General features: G+C 52.4%; 15 protein-coding genes, 1 other RNA gene and 1 pseudogene. 11 read left to right on the top strand and 6 right to left on the bottom strand.

Annotated elements, in window-relative coordinates; genetic code table 11:
- The first annotated feature begins 2 nt into the window (after window positions 1–2).
- The 8 genes from ACQY6Y_RS00085 (at window position 3) to ACQY6Y_RS00050 (ending at window position 9670) form a co-directional block, all read left to right on the top strand.
- Window positions 3–1271, top strand: coding sequence for a nucleotide sugar dehydrogenase (locus ACQY6Y_RS00085; RefSeq protein WP_428378272.1), 1269 nt, complete (start codon window positions 3–5; stop codon window positions 1269–1271).
- An 86-nt stretch (window positions 1272–1357) separates the two neighbouring features.
- The gene (locus ACQY6Y_RS00080) at window positions 1358–2158 is read left to right on the top strand and encodes an ATP-grasp fold amidoligase family protein (RefSeq protein WP_428378271.1); all 801 of its coding nucleotides are present in this window, start codon (window positions 1358–1360) and stop codon (window positions 2156–2158) included.
- Window positions 2159–2292: 134 nt separating this feature from the next.
- On the top strand, window positions 2293–3342 hold the full coding sequence (locus ACQY6Y_RS00075; RefSeq protein WP_428378270.1) for a glycosyltransferase: 1050 nt from the start codon (window positions 2293–2295) through the stop codon (window positions 3340–3342).
- Window positions 3339–4712 (top strand): DUF362 domain-containing protein, encoded by a 1374-nt coding sequence (locus ACQY6Y_RS00070; protein WP_428378269.1) that lies wholly within the window; start codon window positions 3339–3341, stop codon window positions 4710–4712. The genes ACQY6Y_RS00075 and ACQY6Y_RS00070 overlap by 4 nt, the downstream gene beginning before the upstream one ends.
- Window positions 4713–4719: 7 nt before the next feature.
- Window positions 4720–5823 (top strand): EpsG family protein, encoded by a 1104-nt coding sequence (locus tag ACQY6Y_RS00065; protein WP_428378268.1) that lies wholly within the window; start codon window positions 4720–4722, stop codon window positions 5821–5823.
- Between the two features lie 49 nt (window positions 5824–5872).
- Window positions 5873–7012: a polysaccharide pyruvyl transferase family protein gene (locus ACQY6Y_RS00060; protein WP_428378267.1), complete on the top strand. Its 1140-nt coding sequence runs from the start codon at window positions 5873–5875 to the stop codon at window positions 7010–7012.
- A gap of 34 nt (window positions 7013–7046) precedes the next feature.
- Entirely contained in the window at window positions 7047–8450 is a 1404-nt protein-coding gene (locus tag ACQY6Y_RS00055) for a lipopolysaccharide biosynthesis protein (protein WP_428378266.1), read from the top strand.
- Window positions 8447–9670: a Coenzyme F420 hydrogenase/dehydrogenase, beta subunit C-terminal domain gene (locus ACQY6Y_RS00050; protein ID WP_428378264.1), complete on the top strand. Its 1224-nt coding sequence runs from the start codon at window positions 8447–8449 to the stop codon at window positions 9668–9670. The genes ACQY6Y_RS00055 and ACQY6Y_RS00050 overlap by 4 nt, the downstream gene beginning before the upstream one ends.
- A 231-nt stretch (window positions 9671–9901) precedes the next feature.
- Here ACQY6Y_RS00050 and ACQY6Y_RS00045 read toward each other — a convergent pair whose 3' ends face one another.
- From ACQY6Y_RS00045 to ACQY6Y_RS00035, 3 genes are all read right to left on the bottom strand, one after another.
- Window positions 9902–10297, bottom strand: coding sequence for a hypothetical protein (locus tag ACQY6Y_RS00045; RefSeq protein WP_428378263.1), 396 nt, complete (start codon window positions 10295–10297; stop codon window positions 9902–9904).
- A gap of 229 nt (window positions 10298–10526) precedes the next feature.
- The gene (locus ACQY6Y_RS00040) at window positions 10527–11705 is read right to left on the bottom strand and encodes an IS3 family transposase (RefSeq protein WP_428378262.1); all 1179 of its coding nucleotides are present in this window, start codon (window positions 11703–11705) and stop codon (window positions 10527–10529) included.
- Window positions 11699–11881, bottom strand: coding sequence for a helix-turn-helix domain-containing protein (locus ACQY6Y_RS00035; protein WP_428378261.1), 183 nt, complete (start codon window positions 11879–11881; stop codon window positions 11699–11701). Before ACQY6Y_RS00035 ends, ACQY6Y_RS00040 begins: the two co-directional genes overlap by 7 nt.
- 324 nt (window positions 11882–12205) lie before the next feature.
- On the opposite strand from ACQY6Y_RS00035, the pseudogene ACQY6Y_RS00030 reads away from it, so the two are divergent.
- Window positions 12206–12835, top strand: a pseudogene (locus ACQY6Y_RS00030) (copper homeostasis protein CutC); the annotation flags it as partial.
- A gap of 104 nt (window positions 12836–12939) precedes the next feature.
- Here ACQY6Y_RS00030 and rnpB read toward each other — a convergent pair.
- An RNA gene (gene rnpB, locus ACQY6Y_RS00025) (RNase P RNA component class A) lies at window positions 12940–13316 on the bottom strand.
- Between the two features lie 77 nt (window positions 13317–13393).
- On the opposite strand from rnpB, the gene ACQY6Y_RS00020 reads away from it, so the two are divergent.
- Both ACQY6Y_RS00020 and ACQY6Y_RS00015 read left to right on the top strand, forming a co-directional pair.
- Window positions 13394–14032 (top strand): IMPACT family protein, encoded by a 639-nt coding sequence (locus ACQY6Y_RS00020; RefSeq protein ID WP_428378260.1) that lies wholly within the window; start codon window positions 13394–13396, stop codon window positions 14030–14032.
- Between the two features lie 78 nt (window positions 14033–14110).
- Window positions 14111–15157 (top strand): NADase-type glycan-binding domain-containing protein, encoded by a 1047-nt coding sequence (locus tag ACQY6Y_RS00015; protein WP_428378259.1) that lies wholly within the window; start codon window positions 14111–14113, stop codon window positions 15155–15157.
- A 757-nt stretch (window positions 15158–15914) separates the two neighbouring features.
- On the opposite strand, the gene ACQY6Y_RS00010 is transcribed toward ACQY6Y_RS00015, so the two are convergent.
- A complete protein-coding gene (locus ACQY6Y_RS00010; protein ID WP_428378258.1) occupies window positions 15915–17390 on the bottom strand; it encodes an aminopeptidase C in 1476 nt (491 codons plus the stop codon).
- Window positions 17391–17402: 12 nt separating this feature from the next.
- Window positions 17403–18655, bottom strand: a 1253-nt coding sequence (locus ACQY6Y_RS00005; protein ID WP_428378257.1) for an aminopeptidase C, incomplete at its 5' end; no start/stop codon positions are given.

The following is an 18655-nucleotide window of genomic DNA, read 5'->3' as shown; positions in this document are numbered from 1 at the left end:
TCATGAACATAGCCGTTGCCGGCATGGGGTATGTTGGCCTCTCGCTCGCGGTGCTTCTGGCGCAGCATAATGACGTGACTGCTGTAGACGTGGTGCCGGAGAAGGTGAATATGCTCGCCAGGTGGAAGAGCCCTATCCGCGACGAGGAGATAGAACGGTTTCTTGCGGACGCGGAGTCAGGTGAGCACCCGCTTTCGCTCAAGGCGACACTCGACGGCTACTCCGCATACGCGCAGGCGGAGCTTGTTGTCATTGCGACACCGACCAACTACGACCCAGACCGCAACTTCTTTGACACCTCCTACGTGGAACAGGTGATCGAGCTCGTGCTTGAGGTCAACTCGCAGGCGGTTATGGTAATTAAATCTACCGTGCCGGTGGGCTACACCGACGAGTTGTGCTCACGCTACCCAAAGGGTCGCTTCCTCTTCTCCCCAGAGTTCCTGCGTGAGGGCCATGCCCTCTACGACAATCTGCACCCTAGCCGCATCATCGTCGGCGTGCCGAGGGACGACTCCGAGCGGGAGCTTCTGCTAGGCGCTGCGGAGAGGGTCGCACGGCTGTTGGAAGAGGGTGCCGCTCCCGCCGAGCGGGAACGCGAGAACACCGACGGAAGCCAGGGCATTCCCGTGCTCATCATGGAGTCCACCGAGGCGGAGGCCGTGAAGTTGTTCTCCAACACGTATCTCGCTCTGCGCGTTGCCTACTTCAACGAGCTTGACACCTATGCGGCGGCTCGCGGTCTCGACGCCAAACGGATCATTCAGGGCGTGTGTCTGGAGCCTCGCATCGGCTCCCACTACAACAACCCGAGCTTCGGTTACGGGGGCTACTGCCTGCCCAAGGACACCAAGCAGTTGCTCGCCAACTACCGCGACGTCCCCGAGAACCTCATCTCCGCCATCGTGGAGTCCAACCGCACTCGGAAGGACTTCGTCGCAGACGAGGTGCTCAAGCGCGTGGCGAAGCTGACCTACTCCGGCACCCCGGCGCCGGTGGTGGGTGTCTACCGCCTCACCATGAAGTCCGGCTCCGACAACTTCCGCGCCTCCTCCATTCAGGGGATCATGAAGCGCGTGAAGGCCAAGGGCGTGCCGATGGTGGTCTACGAACCCACGCTCGACGCCCCCGAGTTCTTCGGCAGTGAGGTTACCCACGACCTCGAAACGTTCAAGTCCCGCTGCGACCTCATCGTTGCCAACCGCTGGTCGGACGAGCTTGCCGATGTGTCGGAGAAAGTTTACACTCGCGACCTATTTCGGAGGGACTAGTCGTGACGTCAGCTGGATTCGGAAGAGACGTATACAGGGGATTGCTCAACGGTCTTGCTCGTTGTCTCGGAACAAGGCGAGCTAAATTGTTCGATGCTCATTTCCGTTATGGGCGCAGGCTCGATCTGGTCAATCCGCAAACCCTTGCAGACAAGATCTCGTGGCTCGAGCTCAACGGCGATCGCGAAACGATGGCGCGTCTCACCGACAAGTTCGAAGTAAGAGGATACGTGGCGGAAAAAGGTCTGTCTGATGCTCTTATCCCGCTATGTGGTGGTCCCTGGACGAGCGCTGATGACATAAACGTTGATGCTCTTCCACATCAATTTGTTCTCAAAGCCACACACGGTTGCGAGATGAACTACATCTGCCGTGACAAGTCGACATTAAATGTTGACGACATGGTCACTCATGCCCAGAGATGGCTCGCGAGTGACTACTCGCGTGCATGCGTGGAACCACATTACAAGCTTATCCCGCACCGAATTTACGCAGAGCGGTACATAGGTGGTATGGATGGCGTGATCGACTACAAGTTCCACTGCCTCAACGGTGTGCCCTCGTTCGTGCTTACCTGTTCGAACAGGGAGAAATCCCTCAAGCTCAATCTCTATGACCTCGACTGGAATGCCATTGAGGGGCTTCAAGGCTCCATGAAGAATGCCGCCGGAATCGCTAGACCGAGCGCTCTTTCCGAAATGGTTGACATGGCCAGAACGCTCTCATCTGACTTCGATTTCGTGAGGGTCGACCTCTACGAGAGGGGCGGAAAGGTCTACTTCGGCGAACTCACATTCTCACCCGCCGTCGGCGTGCTTCCTTATTTTACCGATGAGTTTATCAAACGTTGGGGGGAGGTTCTTCAGATTGGGCGGAAACAAAACTGAATTCTTGGTGTTTTACTGGAAGCGATCGATCGCTTCGTTTCCCGCGAAAAAAAGGGGGGGGGTGCTAAAAAATGACATCCCAAAAGAAGCGAATACTGCAAATAGTCCCAGCGATGAGCAAAGAGTCTGGGGTCATGCGCTACGTCTGGAATATGATGTCGGGGTCTAATGAGGAGGAATTCGAGTTCGATTTCCTCTATCACATACCTTCGAAAATTTCATTCGAGAAAGAGGCTATGGCGTCGGGTTCGAGGATGATCCAAGCGCCCAACGTGGCAAAAGACCCCATTGGTTACATCAGATATGTAAACAGGTTTATAGGCGGAGAGGCATATCGCTACTCCATTGTCCACTGCCATGTTCCCAACACGGCGTTTTGCGTTCTCAGGGCGGCAGCGAATGCCGGGATAAAAACCAGGATCATCCACAGCCATCTTGCTACGAGTTCGGAGCACCTAGTCCGCCGGATTAGAAATTACCCTCTCATCAAATACGGCAAGAGGTTCGCCACACACAACTTTGCGTGCTCCGAGGAGGCGGGGCGCTACCTATTCGGAAGAAAACCCTTTCGAGTATTTCGGAACGGCATTGATGTAGACAAGTTCCGGTACGACGAAGAGGCGGCTCGAATCCTGAAAGGTCAGGTACTTACGAATCCATCCGCCTTTCCAGTAATCGGATGCGTTGGCCGCCTTGCGAAGCAGAAGAACTACCCGTTCATGCTCAAGGTCTTTCAAGAGCTTTTAAAAACGGAAAACCATGCAGAGCTGATTATTGCAGGTAGCGGGCCTGAAGAGGAAAAGATTATGAGGCTCGTTATGCAGATGGGGTTGCAGCAAAAAGTCCATATTCTAGGAATTAGAGAAGACGTCAATAAACTCTACTCGGTCATGGATGTTTTGGCGATGCCCTCGCTTTGTGAGGGGTTACCCGTTGCTGCGGTTGAAGCGCAGGCAGCGGGTCTCAGGTGCGTATTCTCATGCGACGTTCCCGCCGAGGCGGATATAGCAAATGTCTCGTCATTTGTAGATAGGAGCGCGCCTCTGTCGGAGTGGAGCTGCGCGCTTATGGACTCGGCCCTCAAAGGGAGGAATCCAGACGGCGAGAAATCTGTTGCCGATGCTGGCTACTCACTGAAATCGTCGTCCGCCCTTCTGCTCGATTTCTATAGGAGCGTTGCATGATTAAAGCTAAGTATGCGGGCGGTGAAGTGCTAGCGAGCACGAGCTGCTATTGCTATACGAACCAGCAATACGATATCGAACGCCTGCGAGCCGCGATAGCGGATTCGTCAGTCTTGGACTGCGTGAGGCCGGGTGACAGGGTCTTCATTAAGCCGAATTGGGTTCAAGAAAGGCATCAGACTCGTGATGAATGGGAGCAGATGATCACCCATCCGGCGGTCATAACTGCGACGCTCGATCTCGTCGTGGAGAGACTGCAGGGCAATGGGTCGATAATCCTCGGGGACAGTCCGATGACCCCTGCAGATTTCAGTAAGATTATCGAGCTTATGCCTTTGGAGCGGTGGCGCAAACACTGCGAAGAAAACGGGGTCGCCTTTTCCCTCGTAGACATGCGCAATGAGCGCTGGAACACCTCAAAAGACGGTGTGATACTTGAATCATTCCAGTTGCCTGGAGATCCTGATGGAAAGATACTGTACAACCTCGAAGACCGGTTAAGCGAGTTCCATGGAAAGAAGGTTACTCCAGGCGGTTATTACGGAGCAAGCTACGACACGGCAGAAACGAACAGAGCGCATGATGGTATAAACAATCTATACGAGATGGGCGCATCTGTGATGCTCTCGGATGTTTTTGTGAACCTCCCAAAGCTCAAGACACACAAGAAGGCAGGGATGACCTGCTGCCTTAAGAACCTTGTAGGGGTAAGCACAAACAAAAACCTTCTCCCTCATCACACTGCCGGCACTCCGGAAATAGGAGGAGATCAATTTGCCTCTAGCGGGGCATCGCGAAAGGCTGAAGGCGCAATGACCGAGAAGGCGAAGCGTTTGGCCCGGTCATCGCGTATCGCTGCCCGTCTGCTTGTCCCCATGAAGTGGGCGGCAAAGAAGCTCATGGGCGACAACCGCTCCGTTGTAAGAAACGGTAGCTGGTACGGGAATGACACAATTTGGAGAACTATCCTCGATTTGAACAAAATTCTTTTCTATGGGGATACAAAAGGGAACATAGGAGAAGCCGTCGCTCGTCGTTATGTCGCAATAGTAGATGGTGTGGTGGCAGGAGAGGGAGAGGGTCCGTTGGAACCCGACCGCGTCGAGGCTGGAATACTTATCTGCGGGAATAACCCTGTTGCCATAGACGTTATTGCTTCGAAGCTGATAGGGTTTGACTACGAAAAGGTGCCATCAATTGCGAAAGCGTTTGATATTCAAGAGCTTCCGCTTATAGATGGGAGGGCCAATAGCCTCAGATGTAGCATCAATGGAGGGCCTTATGTCGAAATAGGCGAGGTTCCTGCGATGTTTCGGTTTGTTCCACCTTCGGGTTGGACGGGGCATATCGAGCATCTGGGCGTAAGGTGAGTTGCTGATGCTTTTCTATATAGTGCTACTGTTTGCCGCGGTAATCTTATCGGTGATCATTAGGCCTTCTAGCTCGGAGAGGGCGAAGGCAACATATGTCTCCATCGTCTTCGTGATATTGATAGTTGTTGCGGCTTGCCGAAGCTATACAGTCGGTGCCGATACGGAGCAGTTCGTACGAGCATACAGACGTATCGACATCGAAGGTGTTTATGCATTTCAAATTGAGAGATACGAGCCCGGCTTCACCGCGCTCTGTCTTCTCTTAAACCAAATATCGAGTAACTATCAGATGCTTCTGTTTGCTACGGCGGTTATTACCTACGTGCCGATCGGTTATGTGATCTATCGTCTCTCCGAGAACGTTACGCTAAGTTGTTACCTATTTATTGCGCTAAACATCTTTACGAGCTATCTAAATGTAATGAGACAGGGAATGTGCATCGCTCTAGTGATGTTAGCATTCCTGTGTCTCGTCAAACGTAAAGATATAGGTTTTGTTTTATGTATCCTCGCATCGTCTCTGTTCCATGTGTATTCGCTGATCACACTTGTGCTGTTACCTCTTTCTGAACTTGGCTTTAGGGCAAGACATCTGCTTATTTACGCAATTGCGGCCATTGTCGTCATTTTCGCATTCAACGATATAGTGATGAACGCGGCGCGGTTTGTTCTTGGTCGCGATGAGGTGTACAGAAGCATGTATATGTCATCAAATTACTTCGGCGCGCTTATCCAGCTGGCTTTCATTGCCTTCATTGCACTGTTTGTCGTGAACTATCTAGAGATAGGAAAGAAGAAGGGTTTACCGGCAAAAGGGTCGGTGGCAGTCTACCAACATGCGGTGATGCTCTGGTTGTTGTTCCAGCTTACCGGGATGCAGGCCGAGATCTTTGGAAGGCTGGGTTACTACTTTGAAATCTTCACCATTCTGTCAATCCCTTGTGCGCTTAAGTTTGCCGAATCAAAGGAAAGAAACCTGCTGTCAGTAATGATTTGCTCGATAGTTCTTGCCTATTTCTTGGTAGTTGGTTTTACCAGGCCCGAATGGCAAGGGGTTATTCCATATGCAATCGACTTTTCGAACATTGAAGCATTGTTGGGGGTCTAGTACTCCTAGGCAATGCGCTTAAATGCAAACGACCAGAAAAGGCTAGAAGATGGATAACCGACTAAAAATGGCAATCAAATCGGTCCCCGTAATCTCCACTTTAGCTAAAACGGCTAATCGTACAATCGTGAGATCGCTGAAATTTACGTTGGCGTTTCCGAGGCTGAGGGAGAACAATCGTGAGCTCCTTAAGTGTATCTCGCAAAACGCGTCTAGAGATGAACACAACATATGGTACTTTGGTGTGCCGACGCACCAAAACCTTGGCGATCAGGCTCAGAAGTTCGTTATTCTATCCTGGCTGGCACGAAACTACCCCACGTATCGAGTTATCAAGATTCCGAGTGCTTGCTTCAACGGTAGCGTCCATAGAACTATTTCGGCGATTCGCGAGGCCATCAGCCCGGAAGACCTTATCGTCATGCAAAGCGGGCATACAATGGACGGCCTGCACCCGGATGAGACCGCTCATCGTGCGATCCCTGATGCTTTCCCAGACAACAGGGTTGTCTTCTTCCCGACGAGTATCGAGTTCGTGAGCAAGCGGGGAATGTTGAAAGATGCTAGTGCTATCAACAAACATCCCCGTATCCTATTTCTAGCACGTGATCCTGTGTCCGCTGGAAAGGCGCGCGAGCTCTACCCGGACATTGACGTTCGCCTCTACCCTGACGTTGTCACCTCGCTTATCGGACGATACTGTTTCCGCGATCCGAGAGGCGGTCTGCTCTTCTGCACAAGAAACGACGGAGAGAAGCTCTACTCCTACAAAGAGATCGATCGATTGGCTGATAAACTCTCCGCGCTTGGCCCTCTTGATCGAACCGACACTACCGTTGACTGGAGGGGCGTCGACTTGAACTCTGACGAGGCTTGGAGACGCATCGAGGATGTAATCGCTTCGTACTCTCGCTATAGGGTGGTTGTAACCGACCGCTACCACGGAACTATTTTCGCCCGAATTGCCGGAACGCCGGTCGTAGTGCTTCGCACCACAGACCATAAGGTGACTTCAGAGGCCGAATGGTTCACGAATGCCGGAGACGAGGCGATTGCCGTCGCCGAAGGTCTCGAGCAAGTTCCCTCACTCACAAAAGGATTCATGGAGAGGTATCCTGACGGGGCTCCCGCCCCGGCGTTCGCGGTGTCCTATTACGAGGGGCTGAAAGATGTCATCGAGGCGATGTAACTGTGTTTCGTTTTTCCATCCTGGGGGTGGTTGCGTGAAGCAGAGCTACCTGAGCCTCGCGAGCGATACGTTCGTTTTCGCTGCAGGCAATATGCTCACCAAGCTCATACAGTTCTTCCTGCTGCCGATGTATACGGCGTTGCTGACCACCGAGCAGTACGGCGTTGGCGAGCTCGTCAACAACATGTCCGAGCTCCTGTACCCCATGTGCTGCCTGGGGATCTACGAGGGCGTCTTCCGCTATGCGGTCGACCGTGACTCAAACAAGCGTGAGGTGTTCTCGTCGAGCTTCTCCGTTTCGCTTGCTTTGGTGCCTGTCGTCGCGGCTGTCGGCGTTGCCGGTTACTCTCTCACGGGATTTGACTACACCTGGTACCTCGTCGCACTCTGTCTTGCCTCCTCCTTTCGAGCGGTGTGCATGCAATTTGCTAAGGGGCTTGGAATGACCAAGCTCTACGCGGCGTCCGGCGTGGCAAGCACGCTTGCGCTCTGCATCTTGGGCTACCTGCTGCTCGGCGTCTTCGGATCCGGCGTCTCTGGATACCTGACGGCGCTTCTGGTCTCGCAGCTCCTCCAGATCGTCATCGTCGCTTACGGGGCGAGGATATGGCGATACTTCTCCCCAAGGGCCGTCGATGGCAGCCTTATACGGATGCTTCTCCGCTACAGCCTCCCGATGATTCCCAACGCTCTCGCCTGGTGGTTCGTAAACCTTTCAGGGCGCTATGTGGTCCTCTTCGCAGAGGGTGCGGCGGTTGCCGGACTCTACACCGCCGCCTCGAAATTGCCGGCGGTCATGAACATGGTCGTTACGATCTTTCAGCAGGCGTGGCAGATCTTCTCGGCCCGTGAGTACTCCTCTGGAGATAGAGACGAGTCTTTCGGAACCGTGCTGCGAGTGTTCTCGTCGGCGCTGCTTTGCGCCGGATCGCTGGTAATCGCGCTCACCAACCCCCTTTCCCAGATAATGCTCAGCGGCGAGTTCTACGAGGCACGGCTATTTGTCCCTCTCCTCATGTTGGGGGCCGTCATGAACGGTTACTCGACCTACTTCGGCACGCTCTATAACGCGGCGAAGCAGAACGGGATGATCTTCGTTACGACCTTGGTTGGGGCGCTCGCAAACATCGCCGTCGGGGTGATGCTCAGCGGCTTCGTCGGAGCGTGGGGCCCTATCATCGGCGCCGTTGTCGCCTACGCGCTGATCTCCCTTCTGCGGGCTTTTGACACCAGGAAGCTGGTGCGGGTCTGGATCGACATCGTCTATCAGGCAGTCGGATTGTGCGCCCTTTTCGCCGAAGTGATCATCCTTAGCCTGGACATACCCTCGGCTACCGTGATCGCGCTGGGAGTTTCTGCTGTTCTGATCATATTCACCGCAGTACGGTACCAGGATACTTGGAAACGAATAGTCGGATTGCTGAAAGAGGGCAGATGATGCGAGCGAGTGGAACGCGAATCGAGCTTGCGGCGCCCGAGCAGTGTATGGGATGTGGGGCATGCTATGCCTCATGCGGCTTTGGGGCGATTAGCATGGTTCCCGATGCCAAGGGCTTCTACCGCCCCGACGTGAATGCAGAGAGGTGCAGGGACTGCGGAGCGTGCGCCTTCGCTTGCCCGGCCGTGGGCGCGGCAACCCAGAAGACCGAGCCGCTGGCGACTTTGGCAGCATGGGACAAGGACGCCGACGACAGGGCGAAGGCGACATCCGGCGGTGCGTTCATGCTCGTCGCTGACGCCGTTCTCGCTCGGGGCGGCTGGGTTTGCGGGGCGGTGATGGGTCAAGACATGGTTGTGCGACATGTCGTGACCCGTGATCGAGAAGTCGTAGATGACATGCGGGGCTCGAAGTACGTGCAAAGCGATGTTTCAGAGGCGATTGCCGAATGCCTTGCCCACCTGCAGGGCGGCGAGGAGGTTTTGTTCACGGGGGTATCTTGCCAAGTCGACGCCATGCGACGCGTCGCCGGGAGCAGGTACGCAGACAGCCTTCTCCTTGTTGACGTCCTGTGCCACGGTGCGCCCTCTCCTCGGTTCTGGCGCGCGTATCTCGACTACCGCGAGTGGGAGGAGGGTGATGAGATCATCGGCGCACGCTTTCGTAAGAAGGAGCCATCATGGACGGTGTTCAGTCTTGAATTGACATTCAAGACTGAACACCGTCTCCGTGCATGGTGCACAGTCGAAGATCTCTACCTGCGGGCATTTCTCGGTGACTACATCACGCAGGAGGTATGCCATGAGTGTCCGTACGTTGGAACAGGGCGCGTGAGCGATATAACGCTGGCTGACTTCTGGGGATACGTTTCCGAGACGAGAAGGAACAGAAACACGGAGGAGGGTATCAGTCTCGTTCTGGCCAATACTCCAAAAGGAAAAAGCGTCGTCGAGCTTCTTACGGGTCTCCATACGATTAAGAAGTCGCTTTCCGAGGCTGTTAAAGGCAACGGGCCCTTGCGGTCTGCGTTTCCTGCCAATCCGAAAGAGGAAGAGTTCTGGTCGGCTTTCGACGTTGGAGGGATTGAAGCTGTTAAGGGTTATCTCGTTCCCGTACGATTTAGCTGGAAACATCGACTGAGTCTGTTTTTTAACGACCACGCATATCTGCTTCCGGTGGCCTTGCGCGAACTGCTCATTGACATGCGTGCCAATGAATGAGATATATGATGCACTAAAGGGCTCGTGGACGGCACAGTGAAAAAAGTTACCTATTATGTCGACGGAGATTGAGCGCCCTATTTTTAGGCGTCTACCTGCTCAGATTGGGATAAATCGGACACATTTTTTGTCCTTTAACCCTGAATTTAAGCTACAGACATGAAGAAAGCGCCGGAGGTAGGTGTATTACACACCGTTCGGGCGCTTTGCTAACTGTATAGTATCCGGTTCCTACTTGATGTCAATCACCTCGGCATGACGGTTCACAAAAACCAAATGCCGCATACTGCGCAGAACTTGCGCACTCTTGCGCAACTCGTGTTCTATCTGGATGTCGGACACTTTCTTCATTCGGCGAGAGTCGAACACTACGTGCTTTGCCTGATGCAATGCCTTGCGCACATTCTTATCTACTGCGGACACTTTGTCTGAGGTTGGTGCTTTGAATTCCCAAAGCTCGTTGTCTATCAGCACGTCTGCTGAGTGCATCCGCTTCTGCTCACTGCGCCGTACGAACTCAACGGTGTAGCCCGCCATTGCCAGTGCCTCCGCTGTCTTTAGCTCGTGAGGCCATACGTTGACTCCGGGCTCAATGATTATCTTGCCCTTGTCTTTGCCTCTACCCATGCCGATTTGCTTACCGCCTTAATCCCATATCTTGCATTCTGGAAGCACAATTATATGCTCCCAACGTCAGTGCCTTCGCCAAAGTTACCTAGCAGATGTATGTGAATGCCTTTTCTGGCACACGTTTGTATCGTAAAGCTCTTCCTGTTAGTTGGTGGAAAAGGGTTTTCTAGTTTAGTTGCCTGATTTCATTTGTGTTCCCGGGGATGCGCCCCAAAAACTGGAGAGGCTAAACTGCAATACCAAGTGACCTTCTGTACTGTACCGGGCTCATCCAACCGAGGGATTCTTTAATACGGGTATTTCTATAATGGAGCATATAGTTGTCGAGCTGATCCATGAAGTCTTTGATACTCACTCCCTTCCAGTCCCTGTCGTAGAAAAACTCGTTTTTAAGTCTGCCGAAGAATCCCTCCATTGCAGCATTGTCTGGCGAGCACCCTAAGTGTGACATTGAGCGAGTGATGCCATATTTATCGCAGCGATCGATCCAGCCAGGCCAGCGATAGTGACACCCTCTATCACTGTGGCAGACGGGATGATCTGTACTACCAAGTTGTTTTACTGCTTCATCCAGCATGGAGTTAACAAGGTCTGCATTGGGATGAGTACTGCTTTTCCAGGCTACAGGCATCCCGTCAAAGCAATCGATAATGGGGCTGAGATAGACTTTACCCTGAGGAATATGAAGCTCTGTAATATCGGTGAGCCAGAGCTTGTTAGGCTCATCTGCATGAAAGTTGCGAGAAACAATATTTTCAGGGGCGGTACTTATCTCTCCTTTGTAGGAGGTATACCTACGTCTCTTGCAGGCATATGAGACATGGCAGTGCTCTTCGGCCATAAGACGACGTACCGTTTTTCCTGAAAGAATAATAGGGACATCTCGCATACGGAGACGCTGCCGTATATAGCGGTATCCTCGTCTTCCTCCTACACGGTAAAACTCTTCTTTTATGGCAGCTCGTGCTGCGCCATACCTATCAGGTCTTTTGCTCTTTGTCTTGGTGTAGTAGTAGCTACTTGAGGACATACCAAGAGCCTTGAGAATCTCTGTTTTTGCAAATCGTTGGGAAAGGGCATCGACAAGTACAGAAAGTTCGTTATTACTGAGCTTGTCGATGCCCTCTGCTTTTAAAAGTTTCATCTTCTCTTCGAGGATGGCATTCTTAAGCTCAAGCTTGTGAATATAGGCTTTGAGATCTTTAAGTGTCATTGCTTCAAGATCATCTGCACTCAAGTGCTTTAATTCACCCTGAGTGACCTTAGGAATATCCATATGCCCACCTACAAGGTACTTCTTTTTCCACTGAGAGATAGTATTTGCTGATATTCCCAACATATGAGCAACTTCACCGAGCTTAAATCCGAAACCGCCATATGCAAGACCAAGAGCAAGTCTTACCACCTCTTGAGAATATTGTACTTTATGGGGGGCACATCTTTGAGTTTGCCATCATAGGTTCTGCGCCATTGTGCAGCAATAGAAGGGCTAACTCCAAACTTTTCAGCTGCCTGTCTTACGGTATGTCCTGAGCGGAGATATCCAAGGACGTTATTTACAACTTCTTGAGGGTAGGTCATATCCATCTCCTGAGATGACAAGGTCTCCAGGATTATGGGCGCACCCCCCCTCTGAATTAGGGGTGTTTCGGTTTGTACGAAATGCACAAATGGAGGAACGGCAAATCAAGAGGGAGCCAATACTTTGTAAGGAGCCCACGTCTCTAGACGATGCAAAGTTCTAGAAAAAGGGCCTTACGAACAACAGAGGGCGAGAAATGCGGGAGATCACTTGATCTCTCAGCGCATACTTTTGGATGCAATATGGCATAGTGATGAAGAATTTCATTTCTCAAGAATTTGCAGGATAGGGAGCTAGCATGCTTCTGAAAAGAGTTTTGCGCTGAAAATGTCGAGCTCGTTCTACAAGCCTTAGCAGCTGGTGCAGAACGCATTGAGCTATGCGACAACCTTGCCTGCGGAGGTACAACTCCCTCAGCAGGTGTTATTCAGGCTGCATGCTCTTATGCGCATGCTGTATCAGCAAGTGTGATGGTTATGATTCGCCCTCGTGGGGGTAATTTTTCGTACTCTGCCGATGAACTTGAGATTATGCGTCATGATATTGAATGGGCGAGAAAACTCGGAGCAGACGGTGTTGTTTTCGGTTGTATACGCAATCAATTGCTCGATACCTCAGCAACAAACCTGCTGTTAGACACAGCTCATGCTCCAAATGAGCGGATCTTATCTGTCACTTTCCATATGGCATTTGATGAAATTCATCAAGAAGCGCAATCTGATGCGTTTACTTGGCTTGCATCTCATGGCGTTGACCGGGTTCTTACTCACGGTGGCGCGCTTTCACAGCCTATTTCAAGTACTCTTACGCATCTAAAAACACTTGCTGAGCAGAGCAGGCGTATTGGCATATCTATTTTGCCAGGCGGCGGAGTTACCTGGGAAAACGCTGAATCTGTTGCACAGCAGATAGGTGTATCTGAAGTCCATGGAACACGGGTAGTAAAGCTGTAGGAGCTATTGCCAGAAGTGGGCCGGCTGCCGCCGTTGCTTCGCCACTGCGTTGCACCACTGCTTGCACCACCGCATATCATCAGAGGGGCAACTAAACAAACAAAACACGAGGTGAGCCTATAAGCCGGGTTCTGTCGTGGACGGCCATTTATCTAGAACGGTCGTTGCCAACCGTCTCGAGCGCGCAACCCGAGCGCAGTGCGGGCCACACCATGGCGCTCCTATTTGCGTTTGCTCCGGAAGGGGCTTGCCAAGCCGCCGTGTTGCCACGACGCTGGTGGTCTCTTACACCACCGTTTCAGCTTTTCTCTTTGCGTTTCAGCGCGTGAGCGCTTTCTTCGCCAGTGGGAGTCTTCTTTTCTGCGGCGCTTTCCGTCGGGTTACCCCGCCCGGCCGTTAGCCGGCTTCCTGCCCTGTGGAGCCCGGACTTTCCTCATGACACACGATTGCTCGTGCGCCCCGCGGTCGTCTAGCTCACCTCGCGCGTGAGATTGTAGCATGCTTGTATGTCTGCAGGCACCATATAATATGAGGAAATACGAACTCAGGGAGTTATACATGCGCGAAGGATACGCAACGCTTCGGCAGGGCAACGAATATTCTGCCGAGATAGTCGAAAAGCGAAGCCGCTTTATCGCGCAGCTGGTACACGTTTCATCCGAGCAAGAAGCTGAGGTTTTTCTCGCCCAAGTACGCGCGCGTCATCACGATGCGCGTCACAATGTACCCGCATGGATTTTGGTAGACGGTCGCGAGCGCTGTTCCGACGATGGTGAACCACAGCGTACGGCAGGCATGCCGGTGCTGGAGGTGTTGCGTGGTGCTGGTTTGGCGGACGTGTGCTGTGTGGTAACGCGATATTTTGGTGGCACGCTGCTGGGGCCTGGAGGCTTAGTACGTGCGTACACAGCGGCTATACAAGCTGCGGTAGATAGTGCGGCACAAGCTGGCGGCATCGTAGAAATGACTCTGGTGACTCGCGTAACGTGTGTGCTTCCGTATGCTGCCTATGGCCGTGTTGAACGGCTTGTGTCGGATTGCTCGGGACATATATGCGATACTATCTTTGCAGAGGACGTACAGCTTACCTGCGCTTTTCGTTCCGGAGAAGAACAAGCGTTTGTAGATACCATGTGCGAACTTATGGCTGGCGAGGATGTCTGCAAGGTGGGCAATCCGATGTTCTCCGAGTTTTAGTCTAAGTGCGCTTGGGCATTTGGCAAATAGTGAGATAAAGCCGTTGTCAAAATGGCTTATATGTATACGGAGGATCTGATGTTTTGTACTGAGTGTGGTGCACAAATTCCTGATGATGCAGCGTTTTGTACCAATTGCGGCGCGTCAACTGCTGTGGCCAACGAAAAAGATCCTTCTACTCCTACAGCTGATAGTGCTTTTTCAGCCGATGCAGTTCCGGGCAACACGGTACCCAATGCTCAAACGCCTGATTTCACACAGCCGCTCTACGGGAGCAGTGTCCAACAACAGCCAACTGTGCAGCAACAGCCAACGGAAAGTCAGCCGCCCTTTGTGCCAAGCGAACCGCCGCGGCGCAAGCGTTCTCGCGGACCCATTATTGCTGTGGTTATTCTCTGCGTAGTACTACTCGCTGCAGGTGGCCTTACGGCTTACCATTTCTTGGGCCCAGGCTTGCCGTTGCCCTGGCTTGCGAATGAGTCTTCCGATACACATGAAGAGGAGGACGCAAACACAGAGCAAGATGCAAACAAAGAGGATGAAGAGAAAGAAACGTCTGACGATAAAGACGAGAGCGATACGCAGGATAACGAGTCTGCGGATGAGGGGACTGCGCAGAAGGATTCACAGAACAACAGCTCGAGCGATAGCGCTTCAGATTCTACAAGCTCTGCTCAGCAAGGAATGGCTGCTGTTTCCTCAACCGAAGCAAGTTCTACGCTTGCCGGTGACAATGTAACGAGCTATTACGGTCCAGACAATCTGATAGATGGAGATCTGGGTACCGGTTGGGCCGAGGGTGTAGACGGCCCGGGTGTAGGGCAGTGGTTCCAGATCAATTTCTCTTCTCCGCAGGAAGTGTTCGGCGTTGCTTTATGTCCCGGCTATGCAAAGTCGCAAAAACTGTTTGAACAGAATGGCTGCCCAACGCGCGTTCGTGTGTCCTTATCGGATGGTGCTTCAATGGAAATGACGCTGCAAGATTCTCTGACGTCAGGAACAGAAATGCAGGCAGCTTCTTTTGAGAATACGCATCTTACCAGCTACGTTCGAGTAGAAATTCTTGAGGTTCGTCCTGGTAGCTATTACGACGATACGGTTATTTCGGAGTTTAATATCTACTAAAACTGACGGCACTTTTCGCTGCTGATGGTTGTGCGTACAGGTGTGGCGTTGTGCCTTGTAACGGGATACGATGCCGTGCCTTACCATCTCACAGCGTTTGAGGTAAGTGGGCGGGGTCGCGTGTGCATGCTCGCGCGTACCATGCCACTGCGTTTGAGGTAGGCTTGCGGGGCTGTGCGTGCGCGAGCGTGCCATGCCATGTCGAATGTGGTAAGCGTACAGCTGCGCATACCATTCCATAACGTTTGTGGTAAACGAGAGTAGCAAGAGAGCTTGTAAAAGAGGGTTTTTGAGACCATTTCACATCGATTGAGGTAAGAAGAGCGTTGTTTTTACCAAACGAGGACGTTTTAGGTAAAGCCAGAGTGTACTCAATCGATGTGAAATGGTACATATCCTCAAAATACGACCAAACGAGCACGTTTGTGGCACTTATCACTTCCATAGAGCTGGCCACTCTTACCACAATCATTATGGGATGGCACTCATGCCCGAAACCCTTACCACAATCGAAGTGAAATGGTATGTGCGAATGCTTGCTGCGTACCCACGCCCGCAGGCCTTACCACAATCGCCACGAAGTGGTGCGCTCATTTTTCTTCTCGCCTTAATGTCGCAAGGCTGTGTTCGCATAAACATACTCGCCCTGCGGCTTTCAAATCGCAGAGCGAGTATACGGCCCTCGAAATTACTCAAGATTATTCTGGGCTACTCCCGGGCGCTGCACAGCGACTGCAACTAAATTGCAGCACCGGCGCTATTTCTTGCTAAAAGCGGTGCCCAGCCCACTCCAGGGTGTCGTGTCTTCGATAGGAAGTGTATCCCATAGCTTGAGAGTGGCGTCATCTACAAAGCGACGCTCAACCACCACATTGGCGCCATAGGTGCGGAACCAGTCTGCACTCATAATGAGATAGCCGTCTTTACATGCATCTTTACCCCAGCTATTCTCAACACGCCAAGCGAGCGGAGAGCCATCGCCGTCAAGCTCTACGCCCTGGAATGTCATGGCGTGAGTAAACGAAGTCTCGTGATAATCAAACATTTCTGCGCGCGTCATGGAGAGATCCACGTCAAACAAGCCCTCAAAATCCATGGTGTCGCAAGCAAGTACCCCAGGGAAATCCTCGAGATTACGACCAAACTGCTGCATTACATCACAAGCCATGTAGCAAGGCACACCTGCTTTCAAGCTGGCGATAGCAGCCTGTTCAACAACTGTGGGTTCCACGTTGAGGAAGCGCCAACGGTCGCCACCTACAACGGTATCCATAAGAGGAATGCCAAAGAGATGGTTGAATGGATGCTCCTCACCAGGCGCAGAGATAAGTTCAACGTAATTGGCAGGATCAAATGGCACATAGCGATCGCGAAACTCAACCGGCGTGATATTCATGTCACGTAGAATGCGCCGTGGAGAAGTGCTGGCATTGTCGGCAGAATCGTCCGTGTCAGATTTGGCCTGCTCTCCTGGAAGGACCTCGCTGATAACACCGGTGTTTACCTGTGCATCCTTGCCAATTGCAACCTCAAAATCAAAGCGCTCTGGGGGCTCACCTAAACACACGCTCAGTATACGGTGCACCCCAGCGAGCATTTCCTTACGAAGGTCTGCCAATTCATCAGCAGAAGCTCCTTGAGCTGCATGTTTACGCAAAATTACGGCATCGTGGCGCAGCAGGCGCTCAAGCTGCGTGTTCATCTGCGACGAATTCTTCGAGCATGCCGTTTCTGGCATTACATCTTTAGGTACCAAGCCCCACTTAGCGATGAGGTTGGCGGCAAAACGAAATTCACCACCGTCGCTAATAGGATTGTCCAACAACCATGCTACTGAGCGGTCTCCCATAGGCAGCGAGGCAGTTTGACAGATGTGGCAGAGAAACGCGTTGGCTTTCTCGAGCTTGTCGTAAAACATGCCGTAAGCCTGCGAAAACTCAAAGGAGTCTACGTCGAGCAACTCCATAGTTTTAGCGCGGGCTACGTTATAAGTGGCAAACAGCCAGCAACGTCCCGATTGGCGCTGGTTGGTAACTTGTCCGGTGCGTTTACGACTAATGCCGTACGTATCGCGATACGTACGCATGGCGCTGGGATTGCGCGCCGCCTTAACTATGTCGGACGAGGTTACGGCATTGCGGGCAATGCGATTGGCGCGGCTTTCGGAAAATACACGGGAGAGGTCAGAAACCTGTTCAGGGATAATTGCCGTAGATGCTGCATCTATACTCATACGTACTCCTTTTTAAGCAAGTGATCCCATGGGATCCCACGGGGCAAGCACCGTAGGCTCTTCGTTGTCATAGATGTCACGCTGCTCGGGCGTGAGGTATTTCTTGTCAACAACCACCTGGTAAACATACTCGTCAAACCATGCATCGGAGATGGTGTCAAAGCCGTTGCGGCCATGGTCTTTACCCCAGCTGTTCTCGACTTTCCACAGCGTTGGATTGCCGTGAGTATCGAGGTTTACGCCTTCCAATACCATAGCGTGTGTCATGAGAGACTCGCCATAGTCCAGGCGTGCAGCCTTATCGAGTGCGCCTTCCACCTCAAAGCCAAAGAGGGAGTCGATATCCAAAGCGGCGGTGTCCATAATGCCTTCGTCGCGCAGGTAGCTCTGCATAACATCGCAGCCAAACCATACAGGCAGGCCATCTTTGAGCTGGGCGATAGCAACACGTTTGAGCTCGGAGGGCTCCAGGTTGAGGTAGCGTACCTGACCTGCCTCTACAACATTTCCCAAGCGCGAAACGGTGTAGGTGTGTCCAAAGGGCTTGTCTGCTGTAGGAGCGGAGATAAGAGAAATATAGTCGTCCAGGTTCATGTTCACGGCTTCGGCAAAGAACTCCTTTGGCGTAAAGCTGCCAGCAAGTGCAAGCTTGTTGTCTTTATCGCGCAGACGAACTTCAAAGTGCTCGGGTGGCTCGCCCAGGCATACGGCAAGCAAATGCCAAACGTTACCCATCATGTCCTTGCGCATAGCGGCGAGTTCGTCGCTGTTAGAGCCGGCGGCATGTGCATCGCGCAGTCGTTTTGCGCAAGCGCGCAGATAGCGCGTGAGATACCGGTCGAGATCTGAAGTGTTGCGCGAGCATGCTGTTTCGGGCATGGCTTCCTTGGGCACAACACCGTACTTCCGTACCAGTGCGCGGAACATATCCCACTGACCACCATCGCCTATGGGGTCGGTAAGGAGAAATGCTACAAGGCGGCTATCCAGCGGCTCATCCAGCGTGTCGATAATGTTGCCCAAGAACCAGTTGGACTTCTCAAGCTTGTCAAAGAACAGGGGATAGGCCTGTGAAAGCTCAAATGTTTTAAGGTTGTACTTTTGGATAATGCGGAAACGCATCGTATTGAGCGAAGCAAACATCCAACAACGTCCCGATCGCTCCTGGTCGCAGCGGTCTCCCTGCTGAACTTCCACATCGAAAGTCATAGCATTAGCAGCAACTGCTTCCGGTACGCGAGCTACGGCGCGTAAACCTTGAGCTG

Source organism: Olsenella sp. Marseille-QA0557 (assembly GCF_965119725.1).
GTDB lineage: Bacteria > Actinomycetota > Coriobacteriia > Coriobacteriales > Atopobiaceae > Coprovicinus > Coprovicinus avistercoris.
Note: the sequence above shows the minus strand (reverse complement) of the source record. Positions and strands in the feature narration are given on the sequence as shown.

Bases quoted from the DNA above. Each gene is read 5' to 3' on its own strand.
- ACQY6Y_RS00045 (WP_428378263.1), bottom strand. From the start codon at position 10,297: ATGGGTAGAGGCAAAGACAAGGGCAAGATAATCATTGAGCCCGGAGTC.
- ACQY6Y_RS00065 (WP_428378268.1), top strand. From the start codon at position 4,720: ATGCTTTTCTATATAGTGCTACTGTTTGCCGCGGTAATCTTATCGGTG.
- ACQY6Y_RS00015 (WP_428378259.1), top strand. From the start codon at position 14,111: ATGTTTTGTACTGAGTGTGGTGCACAAATTCCTGATGATGCAGCGTTT.
- ACQY6Y_RS00020 (WP_428378260.1), top strand. From the start codon at position 13,394: ATGCGCGAAGGATACGCAACGCTTCGGCAGGGCAACGAATATTCTGCC.
- ACQY6Y_RS00035 (WP_428378261.1), bottom strand. From the start codon at position 11,881: ATGACCTACCCTCAAGAAGTTGTAAATAACGTCCTTGGATATCTCCGC.
- ACQY6Y_RS00050 (WP_428378264.1), top strand. From the start codon at position 8,447: ATGATGCGAGCGAGTGGAACGCGAATCGAGCTTGCGGCGCCCGAGCAG.
- ACQY6Y_RS00060 (WP_428378267.1), top strand. From the start codon at position 5,873: ATGGATAACCGACTAAAAATGGCAATCAAATCGGTCCCCGTAATCTCC.
- ACQY6Y_RS00075 (WP_428378270.1), top strand. From the start codon at position 2,293: ATGCGCTACGTCTGGAATATGATGTCGGGGTCTAATGAGGAGGAATTC.
- ACQY6Y_RS00085 (WP_428378272.1), top strand. From the start codon at position 3: ATGAACATAGCCGTTGCCGGCATGGGGTATGTTGGCCTCTCGCTCGCG.
- ACQY6Y_RS00070 (WP_428378269.1), top strand. From the start codon at position 3,339: ATGATTAAAGCTAAGTATGCGGGCGGTGAAGTGCTAGCGAGCACGAGC.
- ACQY6Y_RS00010 (WP_428378258.1), bottom strand. From the start codon at position 17,390: ATGAGTATAGATGCAGCATCTACGGCAATTATCCCTGAACAGGTTTCT.